The 17,950-nt window shown below is 34.1% G+C and carries 18 protein-coding genes and 1 tRNA gene; 5 read left to right on the top strand and 14 right to left on the bottom strand.

The window, feature by feature from the left end; all coding sequences use genetic code 11:
• Positions 1-2: 2 nt before the first annotated feature.
• The 3 genes from VKY47_RS07720 to VKY47_RS07730 all read left to right on the top strand — a co-directional run bounded on the left by VKY47_RS07720 (position 3) and on the right by VKY47_RS07730 (position 2,839).
• Positions 3-779 (top strand): formylglycine-generating enzyme family protein, encoded by a 777-nt coding sequence (locus tag VKY47_RS07720; RefSeq protein ID WP_324311760.1) that lies wholly within the window; start codon positions 3-5, stop codon positions 777-779.
• Positions 780-893: 114 nt separating this feature from the next.
• Complete coding sequence (locus VKY47_RS07725; protein WP_414731218.1) at positions 894-1,499, top strand: SCO family protein; 606 nt, start codon at positions 894-896, stop codon at positions 1,497-1,499.
• A 65-nt stretch (positions 1,500-1,564) separates the two neighbouring features.
• Positions 1,565-2,839 carry an alginate export family protein gene (locus VKY47_RS07730; protein ID WP_324311762.1) on the top strand — a complete coding sequence of 425 codons (1,275 nt, stop codon included), beginning with the start codon at positions 1,565-1,567 and terminating at the stop codon, positions 2,837-2,839.
• A 69-nt stretch (positions 2,840-2,908) separates the two neighbouring features.
• On the opposite strand, the gene VKY47_RS07735 is transcribed toward VKY47_RS07730, so the two are convergent.
• The 13 genes from VKY47_RS07735 to VKY47_RS07795 all read right to left on the bottom strand — a co-directional run bounded on the left by VKY47_RS07735 (position 2,909) and on the right by VKY47_RS07795 (position 15,307).
• The gene (locus tag VKY47_RS07735; RefSeq protein ID WP_324311764.1) at positions 2,909-3,370 is read right to left on the bottom strand and encodes a hemerythrin domain-containing protein; all 462 of its coding nucleotides are present in this window, start codon (positions 3,368-3,370) and stop codon (positions 2,909-2,911) included.
• A complete protein-coding gene (locus VKY47_RS07740; protein WP_324311765.1) occupies positions 3,367-4,554 on the bottom strand; it encodes a hypothetical protein in 1,188 nt (395 codons plus the stop codon). Before VKY47_RS07740 ends, VKY47_RS07735 begins: the two co-directional genes overlap by 4 nt.
• A gap of 235 nt (positions 4,555-4,789) precedes the next feature.
• Entirely contained in the window at positions 4,790-5,521 is a 732-nt protein-coding gene (gene ric / locus VKY47_RS07745; RefSeq protein ID WP_324311767.1) for an iron-sulfur cluster repair di-iron protein, read from the bottom strand.
• A gap of 130 nt (positions 5,522-5,651) precedes the next feature.
• Positions 5,652-6,086 (bottom strand): RrF2 family transcriptional regulator, encoded by a 435-nt coding sequence (locus VKY47_RS07750; RefSeq protein ID WP_324311768.1) that lies wholly within the window; start codon positions 6,084-6,086, stop codon positions 5,652-5,654.
• Positions 6,087-6,231: 145 nt separating this feature from the next.
• The gene (locus VKY47_RS07755; RefSeq protein WP_324311770.1) at positions 6,232-7,077 is read right to left on the bottom strand and encodes a tetratricopeptide repeat protein; all 846 of its coding nucleotides are present in this window, start codon (positions 7,075-7,077) and stop codon (positions 6,232-6,234) included.
• Positions 7,078-7,102: 25 nt separating this feature from the next.
• Positions 7,103-7,825 (bottom strand): YggS family pyridoxal phosphate-dependent enzyme, encoded by a 723-nt coding sequence (locus VKY47_RS07760; protein ID WP_324311772.1) that lies wholly within the window; start codon positions 7,823-7,825, stop codon positions 7,103-7,105.
• A 1-nt stretch (position 7,826) separates the two neighbouring features.
• Complete coding sequence (locus VKY47_RS07765; protein WP_324311774.1) at positions 7,827-8,873, bottom strand: AAA family ATPase; 1,047 nt, start codon at positions 8,871-8,873, stop codon at positions 7,827-7,829.
• Between the two features lie 144 nt (positions 8,874-9,017).
• A complete protein-coding gene (scpA, locus tag VKY47_RS07770) occupies positions 9,018-11,141 on the bottom strand; it encodes a methylmalonyl-CoA mutase (RefSeq protein ID WP_324311776.1) in 2,124 nt (707 codons plus the stop codon).
• A gap of 1 nt (position 11,142) precedes the next feature.
• Entirely contained in the window at positions 11,143-11,814 is a 672-nt protein-coding gene (locus tag VKY47_RS07775; protein ID WP_324311778.1) for a hypothetical protein, read from the bottom strand.
• Positions 11,815-11,831: 17 nt separating this feature from the next.
• Positions 11,832-13,184 (bottom strand): methylmalonyl-CoA mutase subunit beta, encoded by a 1,353-nt coding sequence (locus VKY47_RS07780; protein WP_324311780.1) that lies wholly within the window; start codon positions 13,182-13,184, stop codon positions 11,832-11,834.
• The gene (locus tag VKY47_RS07785; RefSeq protein WP_324311781.1) at positions 13,181-13,504 is read right to left on the bottom strand and encodes an FtsB family cell division protein; all 324 of its coding nucleotides are present in this window, start codon (positions 13,502-13,504) and stop codon (positions 13,181-13,183) included. Before VKY47_RS07785 ends, VKY47_RS07780 begins: the two co-directional genes overlap by 4 nt.
• Positions 13,504-14,112 carry a uridine kinase gene (gene udk / locus VKY47_RS07790; protein WP_324311782.1) on the bottom strand — a complete coding sequence of 203 codons (609 nt, stop codon included), beginning with the start codon at positions 14,110-14,112 and terminating at the stop codon, positions 13,504-13,506. Before udk ends, VKY47_RS07785 begins: the two co-directional genes overlap by 1 nt.
• 88 nt (positions 14,113-14,200) lie before the next feature.
• A complete protein-coding gene (locus tag VKY47_RS07795; protein WP_324311784.1) occupies positions 14,201-15,307 on the bottom strand; it encodes a PQQ-dependent sugar dehydrogenase in 1,107 nt (368 codons plus the stop codon).
• Between the two features lie 147 nt (positions 15,308-15,454).
• Between VKY47_RS07795 and VKY47_RS07800 the strand changes: the two genes are divergently transcribed.
• Together VKY47_RS07800 and VKY47_RS07805 are read left to right on the top strand one after the other, a co-directional pair.
• Positions 15,455-15,532 (top strand) — tRNA-Pro (locus tag VKY47_RS07800).
• 443 nt (positions 15,533-15,975) lie between these two features.
• Positions 15,976-16,665, top strand: a complete 690-nt coding sequence (locus tag VKY47_RS07805) for a ferredoxin reductase domain-containing protein (protein ID WP_324311787.1) — start codon at positions 15,976-15,978, stop codon at positions 16,663-16,665.
• 259 nt (positions 16,666-16,924) lie between these two features.
• Here the strand turns inward: VKY47_RS07805 and VKY47_RS07810 are convergent.
• Positions 16,925-17,950 (bottom strand): cytochrome c biogenesis protein (locus tag VKY47_RS07810; protein WP_324311789.1); only part of this gene is annotated, 1,026 nt, incomplete at its 5' end.

Here is a 17,950-nt window from a genome sequence, read left to right on the forward strand (position 1 = left end):
TTATGAAAACCAGAGTCTTTAGCTTGTTTTTAATGTGTTTAGTGTTTCAAACTTTTATGTTTGGGCAAGCTAAAGACATGGTTCTTATAGAAGGAAGTCGCTATTTACCTTTATACGGTCGAGACTCTACAGTAGTTGCCGTAAAGGATTTTAAAATGGATGTTTATCCAGTAAGTATTGCAGACTATCAGAAGTTTCTAGGAGAAAATCCTAAATGGAGACGATCTAATGTCAAAGGATTATTTGCAGACAAAAGCTATTTGTCTAATTGGGAATCGGATTTAAAAATGAACAATTCTTTTAATCCTAACAGTCCAATTACAAATGTATCCTGGTTTGCAGCAAAAGCCTATTGCGAATGTCAAGACAAACGTTTACCAACTATAGACGAATGGGAATATGCAGCAATGGCAGACGAAACCACAAAAGATGCAAGAATTAAACCCGAGTATAACGCGCAAATTTTAGCATGGTACGAAGCACCACGTAAAGAACCAATTATTGGGGAAAGCCCGAAAAACATTTGGGGAGTGTACGATTTACATGGTTTGGTTTGGGAGTGGACTCTAGATTTTAACTCAGTTTTAATTACTGGAGAATCTAGAAAAGATACCGATAAGGATAGCAATTTATTTTGTGGCAGTGCTTCTATTAATGCAACCGATTTAATGAATTATGCTGCCTTTATGCGCTATGCCATTAGAGGAAGTTTACAAGCAAAGAATTCTATGAAAAACCTAGGTTTTCGCTGTGTACAGGATATTAAAGAAAATATGTAAATGAAATATTTAAAAACAATAGTGTCAGTAATGATGTTGCTTATAGTAGTGACATCCTGTAATTCAGATAAATCTAAAAATTCTGAAAATGAATTAGCTGTTTATCAATGCCCTATGCAATGCGAAGGAGATAAAACTTATGATACAAACGTAAGTTGTCCTGTGTGTAAAATGGACTTGGAACTAGTTGAAAGCCAAAAGTCTAAAACTGAAGCTAGTGGAGAGATTTCAGACGAGTCTATTTTTAACCTTACCAGCAAATGGAATACAGAAGAAGGTGAAAATATTGAGCTTAAAGAATTAAAAGGAAAAACCTTAGTAATGGTTATGATCTATACTTCATGTAAAGCAGCATGCCCTAGACTTGTTGCAGATATGCGAAATATTGAAGCTAAAATCCCTAAAGAAAGATTACAGGATTTAAACTTTGTACTAGTTAGTATAGATCCCAATATAGACACGGCAGAACGGTTAAAAGCTTTTGCCATAGAAAATGCTATGGACGACGAACATTGGACGTTTTTACAAGGTACTGAAAGTGGTGTAAGAGAATTTGCCAATGTACTATCTGTAAAATACAAAGAGATTTCGCCTATAGATTTTTCGCATTCAAATATCATTAGCGTTTTTAATGCTGAAGGAGAATTAATGCACCAACAAGAAGGTTTAGGCGTAGATAATAAAGAAACCATAGCAGCTATCTTAGACTTAACACAATAAAAATTGTTGTCAATATAAGTTTTAAAAGCCTTTTGTAAGGCTAAAAAATCCTTAATAATATCTTTATGAAAAAAACACTAGCAATCCTATGTATAGGACTTGGCATGGCAACCTATGCTCAAGAATTTGAAATTTCGGCCGAGTTAAGGCCAAGGTTTGAATACAGACATGGTTACAAAACTTTAGCCGACGACTCTTTAGATCCAGCGGTTTTTGTATCTCAAAGAACACGTTTAAACTTTGGTTATAAAAGTGAAAAACTAAATGCATATTTTAGTGTTCAAAACGTTAGAGTGTGGGGAGATGTAGCAACATCTGCCATATCGGATAAAAATGGAACAGCCATTCATGAAGCCTGGGCAGAAATCTTGTTAAACCAACAGTTTTCATTAAAATTTGGACGTCAAGAAATTATTTATGACGATCAACGTATGTTTGGAAATGTAGGTTGGGCTCAACAAGCCAGAAGTCATGATGCTTTAATAGCCACTTTTAAACCTAACGAAAACAACAGACTGGATTTAGGTTTGGCCATTAGCGCAGAAAGCGAATCTCTTTTTGAAATAGATTATAATGTGAATAATTATAAATCGTTTCAATATCTATGGTATCATACCAATTTAAATGCCGTTGGATTAAGCTTTTTAGCCTTAAATAATGGCTATGCTTTTGAAGATGTAAATAATGAGCAGCAAGTGGATTACAACCAAACTTTTGGAACACATGCCACTTATGGTGAGAACAAATTAAAGGCAGATGCTTCAGTTTATTTTCAAACGGGAAAGATTGCCGACACAAAGGTAAACGCTTATAATTTGGCTTTAAATGCACATTATACCATAAACCAAGATTTTAGTATTGGTTTAGGAGGGGAGTATTTGTCGGGAACAGACATGAATACTACTAGCAATAAATTAGAATCATTTAATCCTTGGTACGGAACCAATCATAAATTTAATGGATGGATGGATTATTTCTATGTTGGAAATCACATCAACTCTGTAGGATTAATGGATTTTAATGCCACATTGGCTTATAAAAAAGATAAGTTTTCAGTTCAATTGGTTCCACATTTCTTCTCTTCAGCTGCAACAATAGTTGATGGTTTGGGGAATGAAATGAGCAATACTTTGGGTACGGAAATCGATTTAATGCTTGGTTATAATCTTTCCAAAGACATTCAGTTTCAAGTAGGTTACTCTCAAATGTTTGCAACAGAAAGTATGGAAATTATAAGAGGAGGAGATAAAAATGCTACCAACAATTGGGCTTGGGCCATGATTACTGTTAAGCCATCCTTATTTAAAACATCCTTTAAGAAAGAGGAAACTAAAGAATAGTTTAATTGCATCTAACCATCTTGAGCTTCAGGAATTAAAACCTGGTAGGTTTAAATATTCTATTAAAAATTATTTCCAAAATTCATCTTCCAGATTGTCTTCAAAAGGCTCTGATTGATGAATTTTTTCTATTTGTACTAATTGTTCTTCGGTTGCTGCTTTTTGAATCTCAGGAAAAAGAACACGTTCTTCAAAACGAATGTGTTGTTCTAATTCTTCTTCTATTTTACTTAAGGTTTTGGGTTCAGCGTCGGTTTCAGAAAATAGGCGCTTAAGCCGTCTGTGTTCTGCTAAAGCACGTTTTATTAGTTCATTGTTTTCATCTAAAATAGAAAAAATATGGGCTTCTTCCATTTCAAAATGTGGTATTAAATGAGTTTCAAAAAACCAATCGGCATAAATTTTTATGCGTTTTGGATCGATGTTTTTATTAAAACCACTCCTTATTTTCCATGATAAAAGCAAGCCATGATGATGTTCTCTACTTAAAGGTTGTAAGGCTTTATGGCGTTTTTGAGGTTTGGTTTTCATACTAATTTGGTTTTATAAATATTAAAAATAAGACTAAAAACTCCTAAAGGAAGTAAGATACTACTTAAAAACAGCAAGACATAATAGTTGGGTAACATTCCTATTCCAAAGTAAAATAAACAACCTTGAACTATAATAATAACTTCTGTTAAAATAAAACCTAAAATAAAAACATACATGCCTGAAGTTAAAATCCTGCTAGGAGAGACAAGTTTGCTTTGCAAAATATAAGCAAACAAAAACCCACTAATAACACCAAGCATGGTTAAATGGATAAATCCGATGACTAGATTTCTATGATGAAATGCCATATTAGAAATTTCTGGGATTAGGGACATTGTTTGTAAACCTATTTTTAGAATAAAGCACAACATGGAAAAGTGATACAAGAACTTTGTAAGTTTAGAACTTGTATTGAGCAGTTCGTTAAATGGTTTTTTTATTAATTTTAAGAACAAGTATAAACTTACAATTTGAAGTAGAACTCCTAGCGCGTTAATCCATAATAATGAGATGTGTGGGGCAAACCAATTTACCGGTAAGGCAAATGTTAGGATAGTTGAAATAATCAATAAGTTGAAAAATCTTCTAAAATCCTTGGAGTCTTTAATTTGTAATTTATGAAATAAAACAGCTAGAACGGCAATTAAAAACCAACCATTAAACTGAAAATGCAAAAAGAATTGAATAGCAATTTGAAAAAAGGCAGAAGCTTGCCCAAGGACACTAACGGCTGGACCTAAACACCAAACTCCAGCAGTGGAAATAGCCATAAAAATTAGCGAAGCTTTTAACAAATAACCAGAAACTACGGAATCTGTTTTATGGTTTTTCCAAATAAGTCGTACAAAATAATAACTACAAAATATATGAAGGGTGGAGAAGCTTATGGAAAGTGCAGCATAACCTTGAAATGGAAAACTAAGCATCATGCCTACCACAGACAGTTCTGTTATCCAAAACAGCTTGTTGTAAACAGGTTTTTTCTCGGGAATAAAATAGTGGACAATAAGTACATAAAGCATTAAATATACCCAACCCAACATGGCTACATGCGAATGAGCATGAGTTAAAAATCTAAAATTAAAAGGAATGGGGAAGATGTAAGTATAACGTAACGCCAAGCCCATAAGAGCGGCAATAAAGAAATTTAATAAGCAGGTGAGTACAAGCTTTTTGGGCATAGATTATAATAAATAGCTGAGTTGTAAAAGTAAAGAAATAATTAAAAAAAACACTCCTCTTGTATGACAAACTAAAGAAATCATAAATTTACTCCTCAACAAATTTAAACTATTATTAGTAACAGGAGAAGTGTTTTTATTGAACAACTATTATTAACATTAAATTTTATAAAACCTGGAAGCTTTTGGGGAAACTCCCAGATTTAGTTTAGAAAATATCATTTGCTATTAATTCTTACTGAATAAGTTTTTCTAACTTTTCAGCTTCAGGGAATAAGATGTTATTTTCTAGGTGTATATGTAAATGTAAATCTTTTTCAAATTCGTCCAACATGGCGAAAGTAACTCGGTATGTGTTACAGCCATCTGCTGGTGGGGTGTAGTTATCCGATAATTTTGCAATTTCTTCAAATCGATCCCCTTCATTTTCATGTTCTTGCATCATCATGGCAATTGGGTTTTTAACGGTACCAAATTGTGGTGAAGACACAGTGGTTTTATCTATTTGTGCTTTAACCATTTTTTTAATGAAAGGGAAGAGCATTAGTTCTTCTTTTTTCATGTGCGCAGCTAGTTCTCCGGCCGACGCAATAAACAATTCGTTGATTTTGAATAATTCTGGATGTCTTCCACCATGAACTTTGCATAGTTTATCTAAAAACTGACGAATTACCGGTGTTTTTTCTTCCACATATCTGTGGTGTTTTTTCTCGACATATTCAGCTAACAAATCTAATGGCCAAGATCTGTAATCGATAGATTGACCCGCAGAAGTCGATACAACTTTTTCTAAATCGTTTAATAACAAGTTGCTATCAATGTTCTGTTTAGTGCAAACCTCGTCAATGGTTCTGTTTCCTTTACAGCAAAAGTCTATTCCGTATTTAGAGAAAACCGATGCGGTTCTGTAATCTTCGGCAACAAATTGCCCTATTTGTTTTTGTGTTACTTTACTTAATGTTTCCATATGCTTCTCCCAACTTCTTCTTACTTTAATTTAACATAAGCAAGATTTGGTTTTTTTAAGGATGTTTTAATAATTAATATTTGTTTTTATTTATTCGGATGATTATGTCCTATTTATATTCAAATTTTTTTTATGTTTTCAAAAAGGCTGCACCAGACTTAATGTCTAAGGCCAACTCTTCCAAATTGGTATGTTCAAGCATTTGTTTTAATTCGTCTCTCACGCTTTTAAACTTATCGTGAACAGGACAAGGATGATTCTCATCACAAGTGTTTAATCCTAGACCACAACCTTTATAAATGCTGTCGCCGTCAATGGCGTTTACAATTTGGGCTAGTTTAATGCTGGAAATAGCATGTTTATCTATCTCAAAACCTCCATAAGCACCTTTTACCGAATTTATAATGCCATGTCTTACTAGATCTTGAAGAATTTTGGCAGTAAAAGCTTCTGGGGAATTAATTTCCTTAGCAATAGCTTTAAGGCTTACTCGTTTACTTTCGTAAGAGTTTAACGCTATAAAAATAGACGCTTTAATTCCGTATTCGCATGCTTTAGAAAACATAGTTTTGTTTTAATTTCGGTACAAATGTAAATATAAATTTTAATACGGACAAATTTATCCGAATTAAATTATGTTAATTTTTGTATTGTTAAATTCGTTTTGCTTTTTACGGATTAAGAAATTATTTAGTGCTGTATAATCCTCTTTATTTCCATCTTACTTGATATGGATATCTTTCATAAATGGCATTGTCTTCATTAAATGAGAAGCCTTGTTTTCCATTTGTTTCAGCTATTTCCATGAGTTTTTGAGCTTCGTCAAAGGCTTCAAGTTTCACTAAACACAATGCTTTATAGTATTGAACATCTGAAAATTTAGGATGAATTTCAAGCGATAAATTAAATAATTCTATGGCTTCTTCGTATTTTCCTTGTTCGTATTTACTTATGCCATAATAAAATAAATCTACAGGATGCAACCAGTCTTTTCCATGATTCAAAAGTTGTTTTTCATTATCTTTTTTAAAGATTTCTTCAGCTTTTTCGAATTCGTTGAGTTGTAAATAGGAAAGAGCTATATGAAAGTTGTAGGTATGATCCATAACATAACCATCTCCATATCGGTTTTTATAATCTGCAAAATCTAAAATGGCTTCTCTATAGGTTTTAGCAAAAATACATTTTATAAAGGCACGATAATCTTGCCAACGTTGCCTGTCGTAAGTCACTGCTTTGTCCAAATAATCCATACCTTTTTCATACTTGCCTTTTTTAAATAAAGGCATGGCTTTTTGTTGCCATAAATAGGCAATGGTAGAATCTTTGGCTAAACCCTTGTCAATTTCAACTTGCCATTCCTTGGAGTTGTACGAATAGTTCCAAGCACCATTTTTTAAGTGTTCCTCGATAATTATAGCTTGTGTTTCCTTTATGGTTTTTAGTTCATAATCCGTATTGGCAATGCCATTGTTTTCTGCATCGATAGCTTTATTGCAAGTGAGCAAAAGTAAACAAAAGGCTAAAATGAAAAATAGTTGAATTGATCGTATCATTGTTTCTATAGTTGATTGAATGATTTTAATTGTTTTCATTCCAATAATAACTATCAGGATGTTCTCGTTTTCCAAATATAGCCGTTCCAACTCGAACCATGGTAGAGCCTTCTTCAATGGCAGTTTCCAGATCGCCACTCATTCCCATAGATAATTCATTAACTGGTATTCCCTTGTCTAAAAGTTGTGATTGGATATTTTTTAGTAGTTTAAAACACTTACGAACTTTTTCAGTTTCGGCCGAAAATAAACCAATCGTCATAAGTCCTTTTACGTTAATTCGGTCAAATTGTTGAACTTCCATAGCAAACTTTACAGCATGTTCGGGTTTCATTCCAAATTTACTTTCTTCGTAAGATGTGTTGAATTGTAGAAAGGCATCCATGGTTTTATCTTCATATTCCAAACGGTTTTGTAATTTTTCAGCTAAACGGATTCTATCTAAAGACTGAATGCAATCGACATCGTATTTTAAAAGATCTTTTACTTTATTTGTTTGAAGATGACCAATGAAGTGTTTTTGATGAGTCATACTTTTTAAAGAATCGTATTTTTCTATAATCTCTTGTATTTTATTCTCACCAATTAACGTTTGATGATTTCTAAATGCTATTTTGATGTTTTCGGCAGAAACCGTTTTAGTGGCCATAAGAAGTTTAACTTCCTCTGGCTTACGATTAGCATGAATACAGGCAGATTCAATTCTTCCCAAGATGTTTGTAAGGTTATTTTGAATGCTTTTTTCCATATTAATAGGAATTATGGGCTACATAAATCCAGACTTCTTTTCCTAAATCTGTGGTTTCCTTAACTCGTTTGTAATTTGAAATCCCATATCTATCTGTTTGCACAAGTTCTTCGCCAGTTATTTCAAACACAAAACCTTCAATGTTATCCGTTTCCTCTCTAGATTTTATGGCAATGGAGAGAATATCTGTTTTATCTATTTTTATGACAGTTGTATCCTTTATTTCTAAATCTGTTAATTTGTATCCGGATAGGCTGTCTCCAGTTCCCTTAAGTTCTCTTCCAAAATGTTCTAGTTGCACTTGTTTCGATTTCAGCGAACCATAAGAAAACAGCAAATGTTTTCTTTGTTTTTCCAACTGAATAACATGTGCCTTAATTTGTTGATTTGCTATGTCTTTAGCTTCAGCAAAAGAAACTCCATAGCTTCTTTTTATGTTGCTAATATTTTTCGGGAAAGTAGAGAGAATGCCATCGTAATAAATATCTAACGCCTCTTTGGTAGGTAATTGATATTCCAGTTTTATTTGAAACCTTCTCAATAAAGCCGTGTCAATAATATCCATGTGATTGGTAGCACAAATAAGCAAGGACGTATCCGATAAGTTATCGATTAACTGAATGAGCGCATTGACTAATCTTTTAATTTCGCCCGAATCCTTATGGTCGTAATCTCTTATTTTTCCGATAAAATCAAATTCATCTATAAATAAGATGGCGTTGTCGTTTGCGGCAGTTTTAAAAATATCGGAAAGATTTTTTCCTGTTTCACCCAATCTAGATGATACAAAACCGCTTAAATTTAAGGTGATGACCTTTTTGTTTAATGCTATACCAATGGCATGAGCTGTAGCAGTTTTTCCACAACCTGTATGTCCGTGCAGTAAAATTTTATTATCGACAGGAATATTCAGGTTATTTAGAGCCTCTATATAAGTGAATTCTTCTATAAGCTGATTTATCCGACTTCTATTTTCTTCAGTTAGATGAAGTTCATCAAGTGTTAAAGGTGTGTTTTTTGATTTTAAAGTGCTGTTATGGATAGCCATAGTTTCATGATATTCTGAAGATTCCGATATGTTATTTGTTTATAAGATTAGTTTCGTTCTTGTAAAACCAATCTTAGTAATGAATTTATACAAGGATTTTACCTCAATGTTTTAGGGTTTTAAAAAAATGGTAAAACAATAAGCTTAATCCATCAAAATTTCCAAAATCTGAATGGCAGCATCACTAATTCTGGTTCCAGGTCCAAAAACGGCCATGGCTCCAGCATCAAATAAATACTGATAATCTTGTTTTGGGATAACGCCACCAACAACCACCATAATATCGTCGCGACCGTACTTTTTTAGCTCTTCGATAACTTGTGGAACTAAGGTTTTATGTCCAGCGGCCAAAGAGGAAACACCAAGTACATGTACATCGTTTTCTACGGCTTGTTTAGCCGCTTCTTGTGGGGTTTGGAACAATGGACCAATATCTACATCAAAACCAACATCAGCATAGCCTGTAGCTACTACTTTGGCGCCTCTATCATGGCCGTCTTGTCCCATTTTAGCAATCATAATACGTGGTCTCCTACCATCTTGTTCGGCAAAAGCATCTGCCATTTGCTTGGCTTTGCTAAAAGATTTATCGTTTTTTATTTCTTTACTATACACACCAGAAAAGGATTTAATTTGTGCTTTATAGCGGCCAAAAACAACTTCTAAAGCATCGCTTATTTCTCCAAGAGTTGCTCTTTCTCGAGCAGCTTCTACAGCTAAAGATAAAAGATTTTCTTGTCCAGATCGTGCAGCTTCAGTTAAATTAGCTAAAGCTTTTTTTACTTTTTCGGTATTTCGTTCGGCTTTAAGCTTGTTTAATTGTTCTATTTGTTGGGTTCTAACCGTTTGGTTATCCACTTCCAAAGTGGTAATTGGATCTTCTTGATCTAATTTGTATTTGTTAACCCCAACAATAATATCTTGTCCAGAATCTATTCGAGCTTGCTTTCTTGCAGCAGCTTCTTCAATCCGTAACTTTGGAATCCCAGCTTCAATGGCTTTGGTCATTCCTCCAAGTTCCTCTACTTCTTCAATAAGTTCCCAAGCTTTTTGGGCAATATCATGTGTGAGTTTTTCAACATAAAAGCTACCTGCCCAAGGATCGACCGTTTTGGTGATTTTGGTTTCTTCTTGAAGAAATATTTGGGTGTTTCTAGCTATTCTTGCTGAAAAATCTGTAGGTAATGCGATGGCTTCGTCTAAAGCATTGGTGTGTAAGGATTGTGTGCCACCAAATGCAGCGGCAGCAGCTTCAATACAAGTTCTTGCAACATTATTAAACGGATCTTGTTCTGTTAAACTCCAACCACTGGTTTGACTATGGGTTCTTAAGGCTAAAGATTTTTTGTCTTTTGGATGGAATTGTGTCACTATTTTTGCCCATAACATTCTAGCAGCTCTCATTTTGGCAATTTCCATAAAATGGTTCATGCCAATGGCCCAAAAGAAAGACAATCTAGGAGCAAAGGTGTCGATGTCCATGCCCGCATCCAAGCCTTTTCTTATGTATTCCAACCCATCAGCCAAAGTGTAAGCCAATTCAATATCGCAAGTAGCTCCGGCTTCCTGCATGTGATATCCTGAAATACTGATACTGTTGAATTTCGGCATATTCTTGCTGGCATATTCAAAAATATCTGAAATAATTTTCATGGATGGTGTAGGAGGGTAGATGTAGGTATTTCGCACCATAAACTCCTTTAATATATCGTTTTGAATGGTTCCAGCCAATTGGTCTGGAGTTACTCCTTGTTCTTCAGCAGCTACAATATAAAAAGCCATAATAGGTAAAACAGCGCCATTCATGGTCATGGAAACACTCATTTTATCTAGTGGAATCTGATTGAAAAGCACTTTCATGTCTTCTACAGAATCTATGGCTACTCCAGCTTTTCCAACGTCGCCAACCACACGTTCATGGTCGGAATCGTAACCTCTATGAGTTGCCAAATCGAAAGCAACAGATAATCCTTTTTGTCCGGCAGCTAAATTTCGTCTGTAAAAGGCGTTACTGTCTTCGGCGGTGGAAAATCCAGCATATTGTCGAATGGTCCATGGTCTACGAACATACATGGTACTGTATGGCCCACGAAGATATGGCGAAATACCGGCTACAAAATTTAAGTGTTCTATTTCGCTTAAATCTTCTTTAGAATAGGTGGATTTAACATCCATATTTTCAGCGGTATTAAAAACGGTGGTAGCCAAAGGCTTTTTGTTTTTTACATCTGATTTCAGGGTGATATGTTGAATGTTTTTTCTTGACATTTTATTTTTTTATCAATTCCTTAACCTTTTCTGGGTCGTTTAAAATGTTGTTGTTTGGGTTGCTTTTTGCAGCCTCATTAGTTTGTGGTTTTTCGGTAACCTTTGTTGGATCCACATCAAACAAGTTAGCATAAAATAAATCGAAAGCTACAAAAGCAGCCATATATCTATCTTCATGGGCATTTTTTACAAATTTAATAAGAGGTACTCCAAAAATTTCAGATCGCATGCTGTTTGTTGAAACTAAAGCGTGGAACGTGGTTTTTAAATCGTTGTTTCTAAAATTGTTGCCAATACAAGTTAAGAGTTTGGAATTGTAATTAATAGTGTTGTCTTTATTCCAAAGATCCGTATCGTTTTTTAAAGCTTTAAAAACTTCCATGGTATGAGGCGATACTATTTCTTGATAATCTGCTTTTCCAGCGAGCGCTTCTCTTGTAAAAAAAGAATAACCTCTTCTAAGGTTTTTATTTGTTGGGTCGTATTTATCAGTCATGTCATCTTCAAAAGAAAGTAATGCTTCAAAATATAATTTAGTGTCTAAATTATCGCAAACTAAAATATTTTCTTGATCTGCATACTTATAATTATTAAACGTAGCCGATTCATTTTTACAGTTAAAAAGTGTCAAGGATACTACAAAAAATGTAAGTTTTAATAATGTTTTACTCATGGTTTTAAATTTAAATTTTATTCGGTTTTTAATCTGTTTTGCTCTATAATTTCCGCCAATCGTTTTTCTATTATTGGTTCGATAAGTGTTTTTCTAGGATTGGTTTTTACAAAGGGATAAAGTTCCAATTCATGTTTCATTTTATCGTCGGGATTTGGGTGTTTATTGGTTCCAAGCAACACTTCCTCACCAGTATTAAATTGCGTTTGTTCTTTATCGTCACTTTCTTTAATTTTTCTTTGAATAATGCCTTCTTTTAATTGTTTTAAAAAGCCGCCTCCAGTTTCTATGCCTTTAAATAATTCTAAGGCTTTTTCTGCCAATTGTTGGGTTAAACTTTCAATATAATATGCGCCATCTGCAGGATTATTCACTTTATCGAAATAGCTTTCGTGTTTTAAAATCAAGAGCTGATTTCTGGAAATTCTGATACCAAATTCGTTGTCCTTATGGTAAATAGCATCATAAGCTAAATTGTTTATGGTATTTGCTCCCCCAAGAACAGCACTCATACATTCAGTTGTGGTACGAAGTAAATTGTTGTTGTAATCGTAAAGTGTTTTGTTGCGTTTGGTTGGTGTTACAAAAATATGGCATTCAGAACTGATGTTGTATTCTGAAGCTAAGGTATTCCATAAAATTCTTAAGGCTCTAAGTTTTGCTATTTCAAAGAAATAATTGGTGCCAACAGAGACATTGAAAATTACTTGAAGGGATTCTTTATTGCTTAAGTGATTTAAATATTCATTTACATGGGCTAGAGCATAAGCCAATTGTTGGACCATATTAGCACCAGCATTTTGATATAAAGTCGCATCTATACTCATGGTTGAGGTTTTAGCAACTATGGTTTCAAATTGTTTATGGTCATCCTGTAAATTTGTACACCAATTTCCACTTCTACTAAGATTTCCAATAATATCTGTTAGAATAATAGTGTTTTCTTTTGAAGTGGCTTTTAGAATTTGTTGAATAAAAGCGGAAGATAAAAATTGAAGCTCAAAAAATACTTGCGTTTTACTTAGATTAATATCCTTTAAAAGTGATTCTACTGAAATGTCTTCGGAAGGAATAATAAACCTTAAGCTTTCAGCTCCTTTGGTTAAAAGTTCTTTAGCGCGAGCATTTGATTTTTCCAGATCGGCTACAAAAATGGTTTCGCAAATTTGCCATTGGGTCGCTTGTGAAGATGATATGCTTGGTGTTGACAGGAATTCATCTGCATGATAAAACGGTTTTACATCAATTCCTTCGTTTGTTTTCCAAATAAGTGTCTCGTTATAATCGGCTCCTTTTAAATCTGCTTGTATTTTTTGCTTCCATTCTTTCGATGAAACTTTACTAAAATCGTTAAACAACTTTTTACTCATTTTTCTTTATTTTTAGGAAGACTATCTTGATATTCAATAATAAATATTTCTTCATTTTCCTGCTTCATATAATATTTTTCACGAGCCAATTTTTCCACACCTTCCTCTGTACTAAGTTCTTTTATGGCTTTTTTGTCTTTAATAATTTCATTTTTATAAAACTCTTTCTCGGCTTCTAAATCTTCAATGTCTGAGTTTAACTCATGATGTATTAACCAAGAATTGGCATCGAAAAATAACATCCAAACAACAAACATTAGTAGTATAAAAACAAAAATGTTTTTAAAGGGTTTTATGTATTTATTCGTTTTTTTAGCCATTATATGAGGCGTTGATTGATAATAGATTTCACAATATCTACAGCCACTGTATTGTACTTGTTGTTTGGAATAATAATATCTGCATATTCCTTCATTGGCTCAATAAACTGTTGATGCATGGGTTTTAAGGTGTTTTGATACCTTGCCAATACTTCTTCAATATCTCTGCCTCGTTCTGTGATGTCTCGTTTTAAACGACGGATTAATCGCTCGTCGCTATCGGTATGCACAAATATTTTAATATCGAACATCTCTCTTAATTCTGGATTTGTAAGAATTAAAATACCTTCAACAATCATTACTTTTCTGGGATGAGTTAAAATAATATCGCCAGTTCTGTTGTGTTTTATAAATGAATAAATAGGTTGTTGGATGTCGTTTCCTTTTTTTAATTCTTTTAAATGTTCTTCCAACAATTCAAAATCGATAGATCTGGGATGGTCGAAATTAATTTTAACACGTTCATCCAAACTTAGGTGAGACGTATCTTTGTAATAAGAATCTTGCGAAATTACGCCAACTTCTCCTTCTGGTAATTGATCTAATATTTGATTTACTACGGTTGTTTTTCCACAACCTGTTCCTCCGGCAATTCCTATAATGAGCATGAATACGTGTTTTTTTTAAAGCACAAATTTAGTTATTTACATTTAAAATATAGGAGCTAATCCTTAAACTTACTTGGGCATGGAATTTTTAGTCTTCAGGCAAAAGTTTTACAATTCCTAAATTCTCAATTCCCACATAAATATAACCATCTGGGCCTTGCACTAAAGTACGAACTCTTCCAAGGCCTTCAAGTATTTTTTCTTCACTTAAAACTTTTTTATCTTTTAAAATACATCTGCTTACATACTGAAATTTTAATGAGCCAACTAGTAAATTTCCTTTCCAACCTGGATATTTATCGCTAGAAATAAAAGCCATCCCACTAGGTGCGATAGATGGTACCCAGTAATGAATAGGAGGTTCCATTCCCGGAAGCTCGGTGTAGTCTGTAATTTTTGTCCCAATATAATTTACGCCATATGACACTTTTGGCCAACCATAATTTTTACCGGGTTTTATAATATTTATTTCGTCGCCTCCTTTTGGACCGTGTTCATGGGTCCAGATCTCGCCAGTTTCAGGATGGATTTTCATGCCCTGAGGATTTCTGTTCCCATAGGTGTAAATGGCTTTTTTAGCATTTGGTGTGTTATAAAAGGGATTGTCTTCTGGTATACGGCCATCGTCGTGCAATCTGTAAACTTTGCCACAATCTCTTGTTAAGTCTTGTGGATTTGTGTCTTTATCCCCTCTGTCGCCAATTGTAAAAAACAAATAACCGTTATTATCAAAAACAATTCTAGATCCAAAATGTTCTGCTCTCGTGCTGTTTGGATTTGCTTTATAAAGCAATTCTTTGTCAATTAATTTGTTGTTTTCAAGCCGAGCTCTCATTATGGCGGTATTGCTGCCTTCGCCTTCACCTTCAGGAGAAGCATAGGAAAAGTAAATCCAACCATTGTTTATATAATCTGGATGCAGTTTAAGATCCATAAATCCACCCTGACCTCTTAGTTCTATTTCTGGTAAATCTGTAATAAGCGTTTTTTTGCCATCTTTAAAATGAATGAGTTCACCTTTCTTTTCGGTAATTAACATGGAATTATCTGGTAGAAATACAAAGCCCCATGGAATATGTAATTCAGGAACAACAACCTGATATGTCTCTTTTGAAGCTTTTTCTTTTTTTGCCTGTGCACAGGACAAAAAACTTATAAAGCAAATAAGGAAATAAGTAGAATAATGTAATTTCATCTTTTAAGTCTTTAATCTCTAAATTTAAAGATAAAACTTGTTAGTTAAAAAAGAAAAGCTATATATTTGCAGCTCGAAATAAGATAACCGCTTATAAAACGACTTTCTAACTCTTATTAATCTGAAAGCCTTATAAGAAAAACATTTCGGGGTGTAGCGTAGCCCGGTTATCGCGCCGCGTTTGGGACGCGGAGGTCGCAGGTTCGAATCCTGCCACCCCGACCATTAAAAGCCTACAAAATCTTTGATTTTGTAGGCTTTTTTCATTTGTTGCGTCGCCAACGGAGTTGAGCATAAGCAAACAAATGAAAAAAGCCGTGAAAAACCGCTTTTTTCGGTTTTGGTTTTTGGTGAGCAACTACCCCAATTCAGGATCAACAAAGTTAAACCTGCCACCCCGACTTTAAAAGCTGAACATTTATTTGTTCAACTTTTTTATTTTATAGAGAGATCATTGAGGTTTCTCCGACTCCTCGCAGCTGCCATCTCGACCAATTAAGCCTAAAAGTTCAAGGTTTTTTTTATTTCCTATGCAGTCCAATCAATTTTAAATATGAGATTATTTCAAAAGTAGTGGGTTTCTATAAAACGTTTTTAAACTTATACGGTATTTGTAACCAATTAATAAAAAATGCATCCAACTTAAAAGCTAATTAAATTTTAAAAAGATGGGTTTTATATTTCCTCATAAAGCAAAAGTTATAAGAGTTTCCGCTATAAATTACAATGTTATATTACTACAAATAACTAAACCATGGAGTTTTGATTTTAACATTGGGCAAGCCGTTGAATTAAGTATCGATAAACCTGGTTATGAACTTGCCGTAGCTCCCTTTACCATAGCGAACATTCCTACTGACAATTATTTAGAATTTATTATAAAAGTTTATCCTAGTAAAAATGGGTTAACGAAAGGCATTGCCGAATTACTCCCGAACGATACTATCCAATTGTCTAAAGCTTGGGATTCATACAAATACAATGGGAGTGGTACTTTTATTGCAGCAGGAACAGGTATAACATCGTTTTTACCCATATTTAAAGACATGCAAGAAAAGGGAATTGATATTAAAGAAGAGCATAGACTTATTTATGCCAATAAGACTAAAAACGATATTTTATTTTATAAAAATTTGAGACAGTTATTTCGTTCCAAATTATCAGTAACCTTAAGTAGAACCAAATCTAGAAATCTTCACTTTGGTAAAATCGATAAAGATTATTTGTTGCAGCTTGTTCAAAGTACCGAACAACATTTTTATATCTGCGGTCCAAAACAATTTGAGGAAGATATACAAACATATTTAGTTACCATGGGTGTGAAACAAGACCATATACAAATAGGTTATAAGTTTTGAGTGTTTTTTATAGAAATTAAATTTAATACTTCTTTCATGGCTTTAGGTTCGAATTAAAATACTACAATTGCAATGCGCTAAACAAAATCATATTCGATGATATTCAAAAAAGACGTTCGGATTTTTATTTCTTCCATAGGTCTAGAGGATAAATGGATTTTGCGTACCGCATGCTTTCCTTTAGAACACATAAAAAAGAGATTGATTTGTTCCTCCATTTTCTGAAAAGAATGAAACGTCAATTAGATCTATAAAGTTGTTAGCTTTCGAGTTTTTGTTTCTTTTTTGCTTTGTTTCGAAAATAAGCTACCAAGGTTAATACGAGCATTCCTGCGGCAGTAATATAAATCCAAGCAGGAACGGGGATGGGGTCACCAGCGGCATAAGAATGTAATCCAGATAGATAGTAATTCACTCCAAAATAAGTGAATATAATCGACCATATCGCCCACAGACTGGCAATATTAAAAGTTAGTTTCCCTCTCAACATCGGAACCAATCTCAAATGAAGTACCACGGCATAAAATATAACCGAAATAAATGCCCAAGTTTCTTTCGGATCCCAGCTCCAATACCTTCCCCAACTCTCGTTTGCCCACATGCCTCCCAAAAAAGTGCCTACCGCAAGTGCAAAGATTCCTACCGTTAAAGCCATTTCGTTGACGATGGTCATTTCTTTGATAGATTTATCTATTTTATTGTTTGGTTTTACGCTGAACAAGATTAAAGAAATCGAGCTCAATACAGCCGACAAGCCGAAAAATCCGTAACTGGATGTGATAATGCCCACGTGAACCATCAGCCAATAGGATTTTAGTACCGGTTCCAAAGGTGTAATCTGAGGATCGAGCATGGAACCTCCGTGTGCAAACCCCATCATTATCATGGCGACCAGGGCGCCGGCTGCAGGAATAAAAGCATTCCGATTTCTGTAAAGAATTAGTCCCGCCAGCACGCCAATTCCCGAAATAAATATAATTGCTTCATAACCATTGCTCCAAGGTGCATGCCCCGAAAGATACCAACGAACGCCTAAAGCCAGTGCTTGAAAGGTTAATGCTATAATTATTAGTCCCAACAGTATCTTGGTCAGCGTGCGAATACTATAATTGTATTTTGATCCAGACGAAAGTACCTCTGCAAAACCAAGAATGATCATAGTCATTCCCAAAAAGCTGTAAATAATCATCAAATAAAAGAAAGTATTCAAATGATTATAGAGAATTTCCAAATTGACTTTTGATTTCGATGGAACAATATCTTTACCCCAAACCTGCTGATAGTC

The sequence above is a fragment of the Xanthomarina sp. genome (assembly GCF_035306705.1).
In the GTDB taxonomy this organism is placed as follows: Bacteria; Bacteroidota; Bacteroidia; order Flavobacteriales; family Flavobacteriaceae; genus Xanthomarina.

Coding starts and splice junctions, on each gene's coding strand:
- VKY47_RS07720 (WP_324311760.1), top strand. CDS start 3: ATGAAAACCAGAGTCTTTAGCTTGTTTTTAATGTGTTTAGTGTTTCAA.
- VKY47_RS07725 (WP_414731218.1), top strand. CDS start 894: ATGCAATGCGAAGGAGATAAAACTTATGATACAAACGTAAGTTGTCCT.
- VKY47_RS07730 (WP_324311762.1), top strand. CDS start 1,565: ATGAAAAAAACACTAGCAATCCTATGTATAGGACTTGGCATGGCAACC.
- VKY47_RS07735 (WP_324311764.1), bottom strand. CDS start 3,370: ATGAAAACCAAACCTCAAAAACGCCATAAAGCCTTACAACCTTTAAGT.
- VKY47_RS07740 (WP_324311765.1), bottom strand. CDS start 4,554: ATGCCCAAAAAGCTTGTACTCACCTGCTTATTAAATTTCTTTATTGCC.
- ric (WP_324311767.1), bottom strand. CDS start 5,521: ATGGAAACATTAAGTAAAGTAACACAAAAACAAATAGGGCAATTTGTT.
- VKY47_RS07750 (WP_324311768.1), bottom strand. CDS start 6,086: ATGTTTTCTAAAGCATGCGAATACGGAATTAAAGCGTCTATTTTTATA.
- VKY47_RS07755 (WP_324311770.1), bottom strand. CDS start 7,077: ATGATACGATCAATTCAACTATTTTTCATTTTAGCCTTTTGTTTACTT.
- VKY47_RS07760 (WP_324311772.1), bottom strand. CDS start 7,825: ATGGAAAAAAGCATTCAAAATAACCTTACAAACATCTTGGGAAGAATT.
- VKY47_RS07765 (WP_324311774.1), bottom strand. CDS start 8,873: ATGGCTATCCATAACAGCACTTTAAAATCAAAAAACACACCTTTAACA.
- scpA (WP_324311776.1), bottom strand. CDS start 11,141: ATGTCAAGAAAAAACATTCAACATATCACCCTGAAATCAGATGTAAAA.
- VKY47_RS07775 (WP_324311778.1), bottom strand. CDS start 11,814: ATGAGTAAAACATTATTAAAACTTACATTTTTTGTAGTATCCTTGACA.
- VKY47_RS07780 (WP_324311780.1), bottom strand. CDS start 13,184: ATGAGTAAAAAGTTGTTTAACGATTTTAGTAAAGTTTCATCGAAAGAA.
- VKY47_RS07785 (WP_324311781.1), bottom strand. CDS start 13,504: ATGGCTAAAAAAACGAATAAATACATAAAACCCTTTAAAAACATTTTT.
- udk (WP_324311782.1), bottom strand. CDS start 14,112: ATGCTCATTATAGGAATTGCCGGAGGAACAGGTTGTGGAAAAACAACC.
- VKY47_RS07795 (WP_324311784.1), bottom strand. CDS start 15,307: ATGAAATTACATTATTCTACTTATTTCCTTATTTGCTTTATAAGTTTT.
- VKY47_RS07805 (WP_324311787.1), top strand. CDS start 15,976: ATGGGTTTTATATTTCCTCATAAAGCAAAAGTTATAAGAGTTTCCGCT.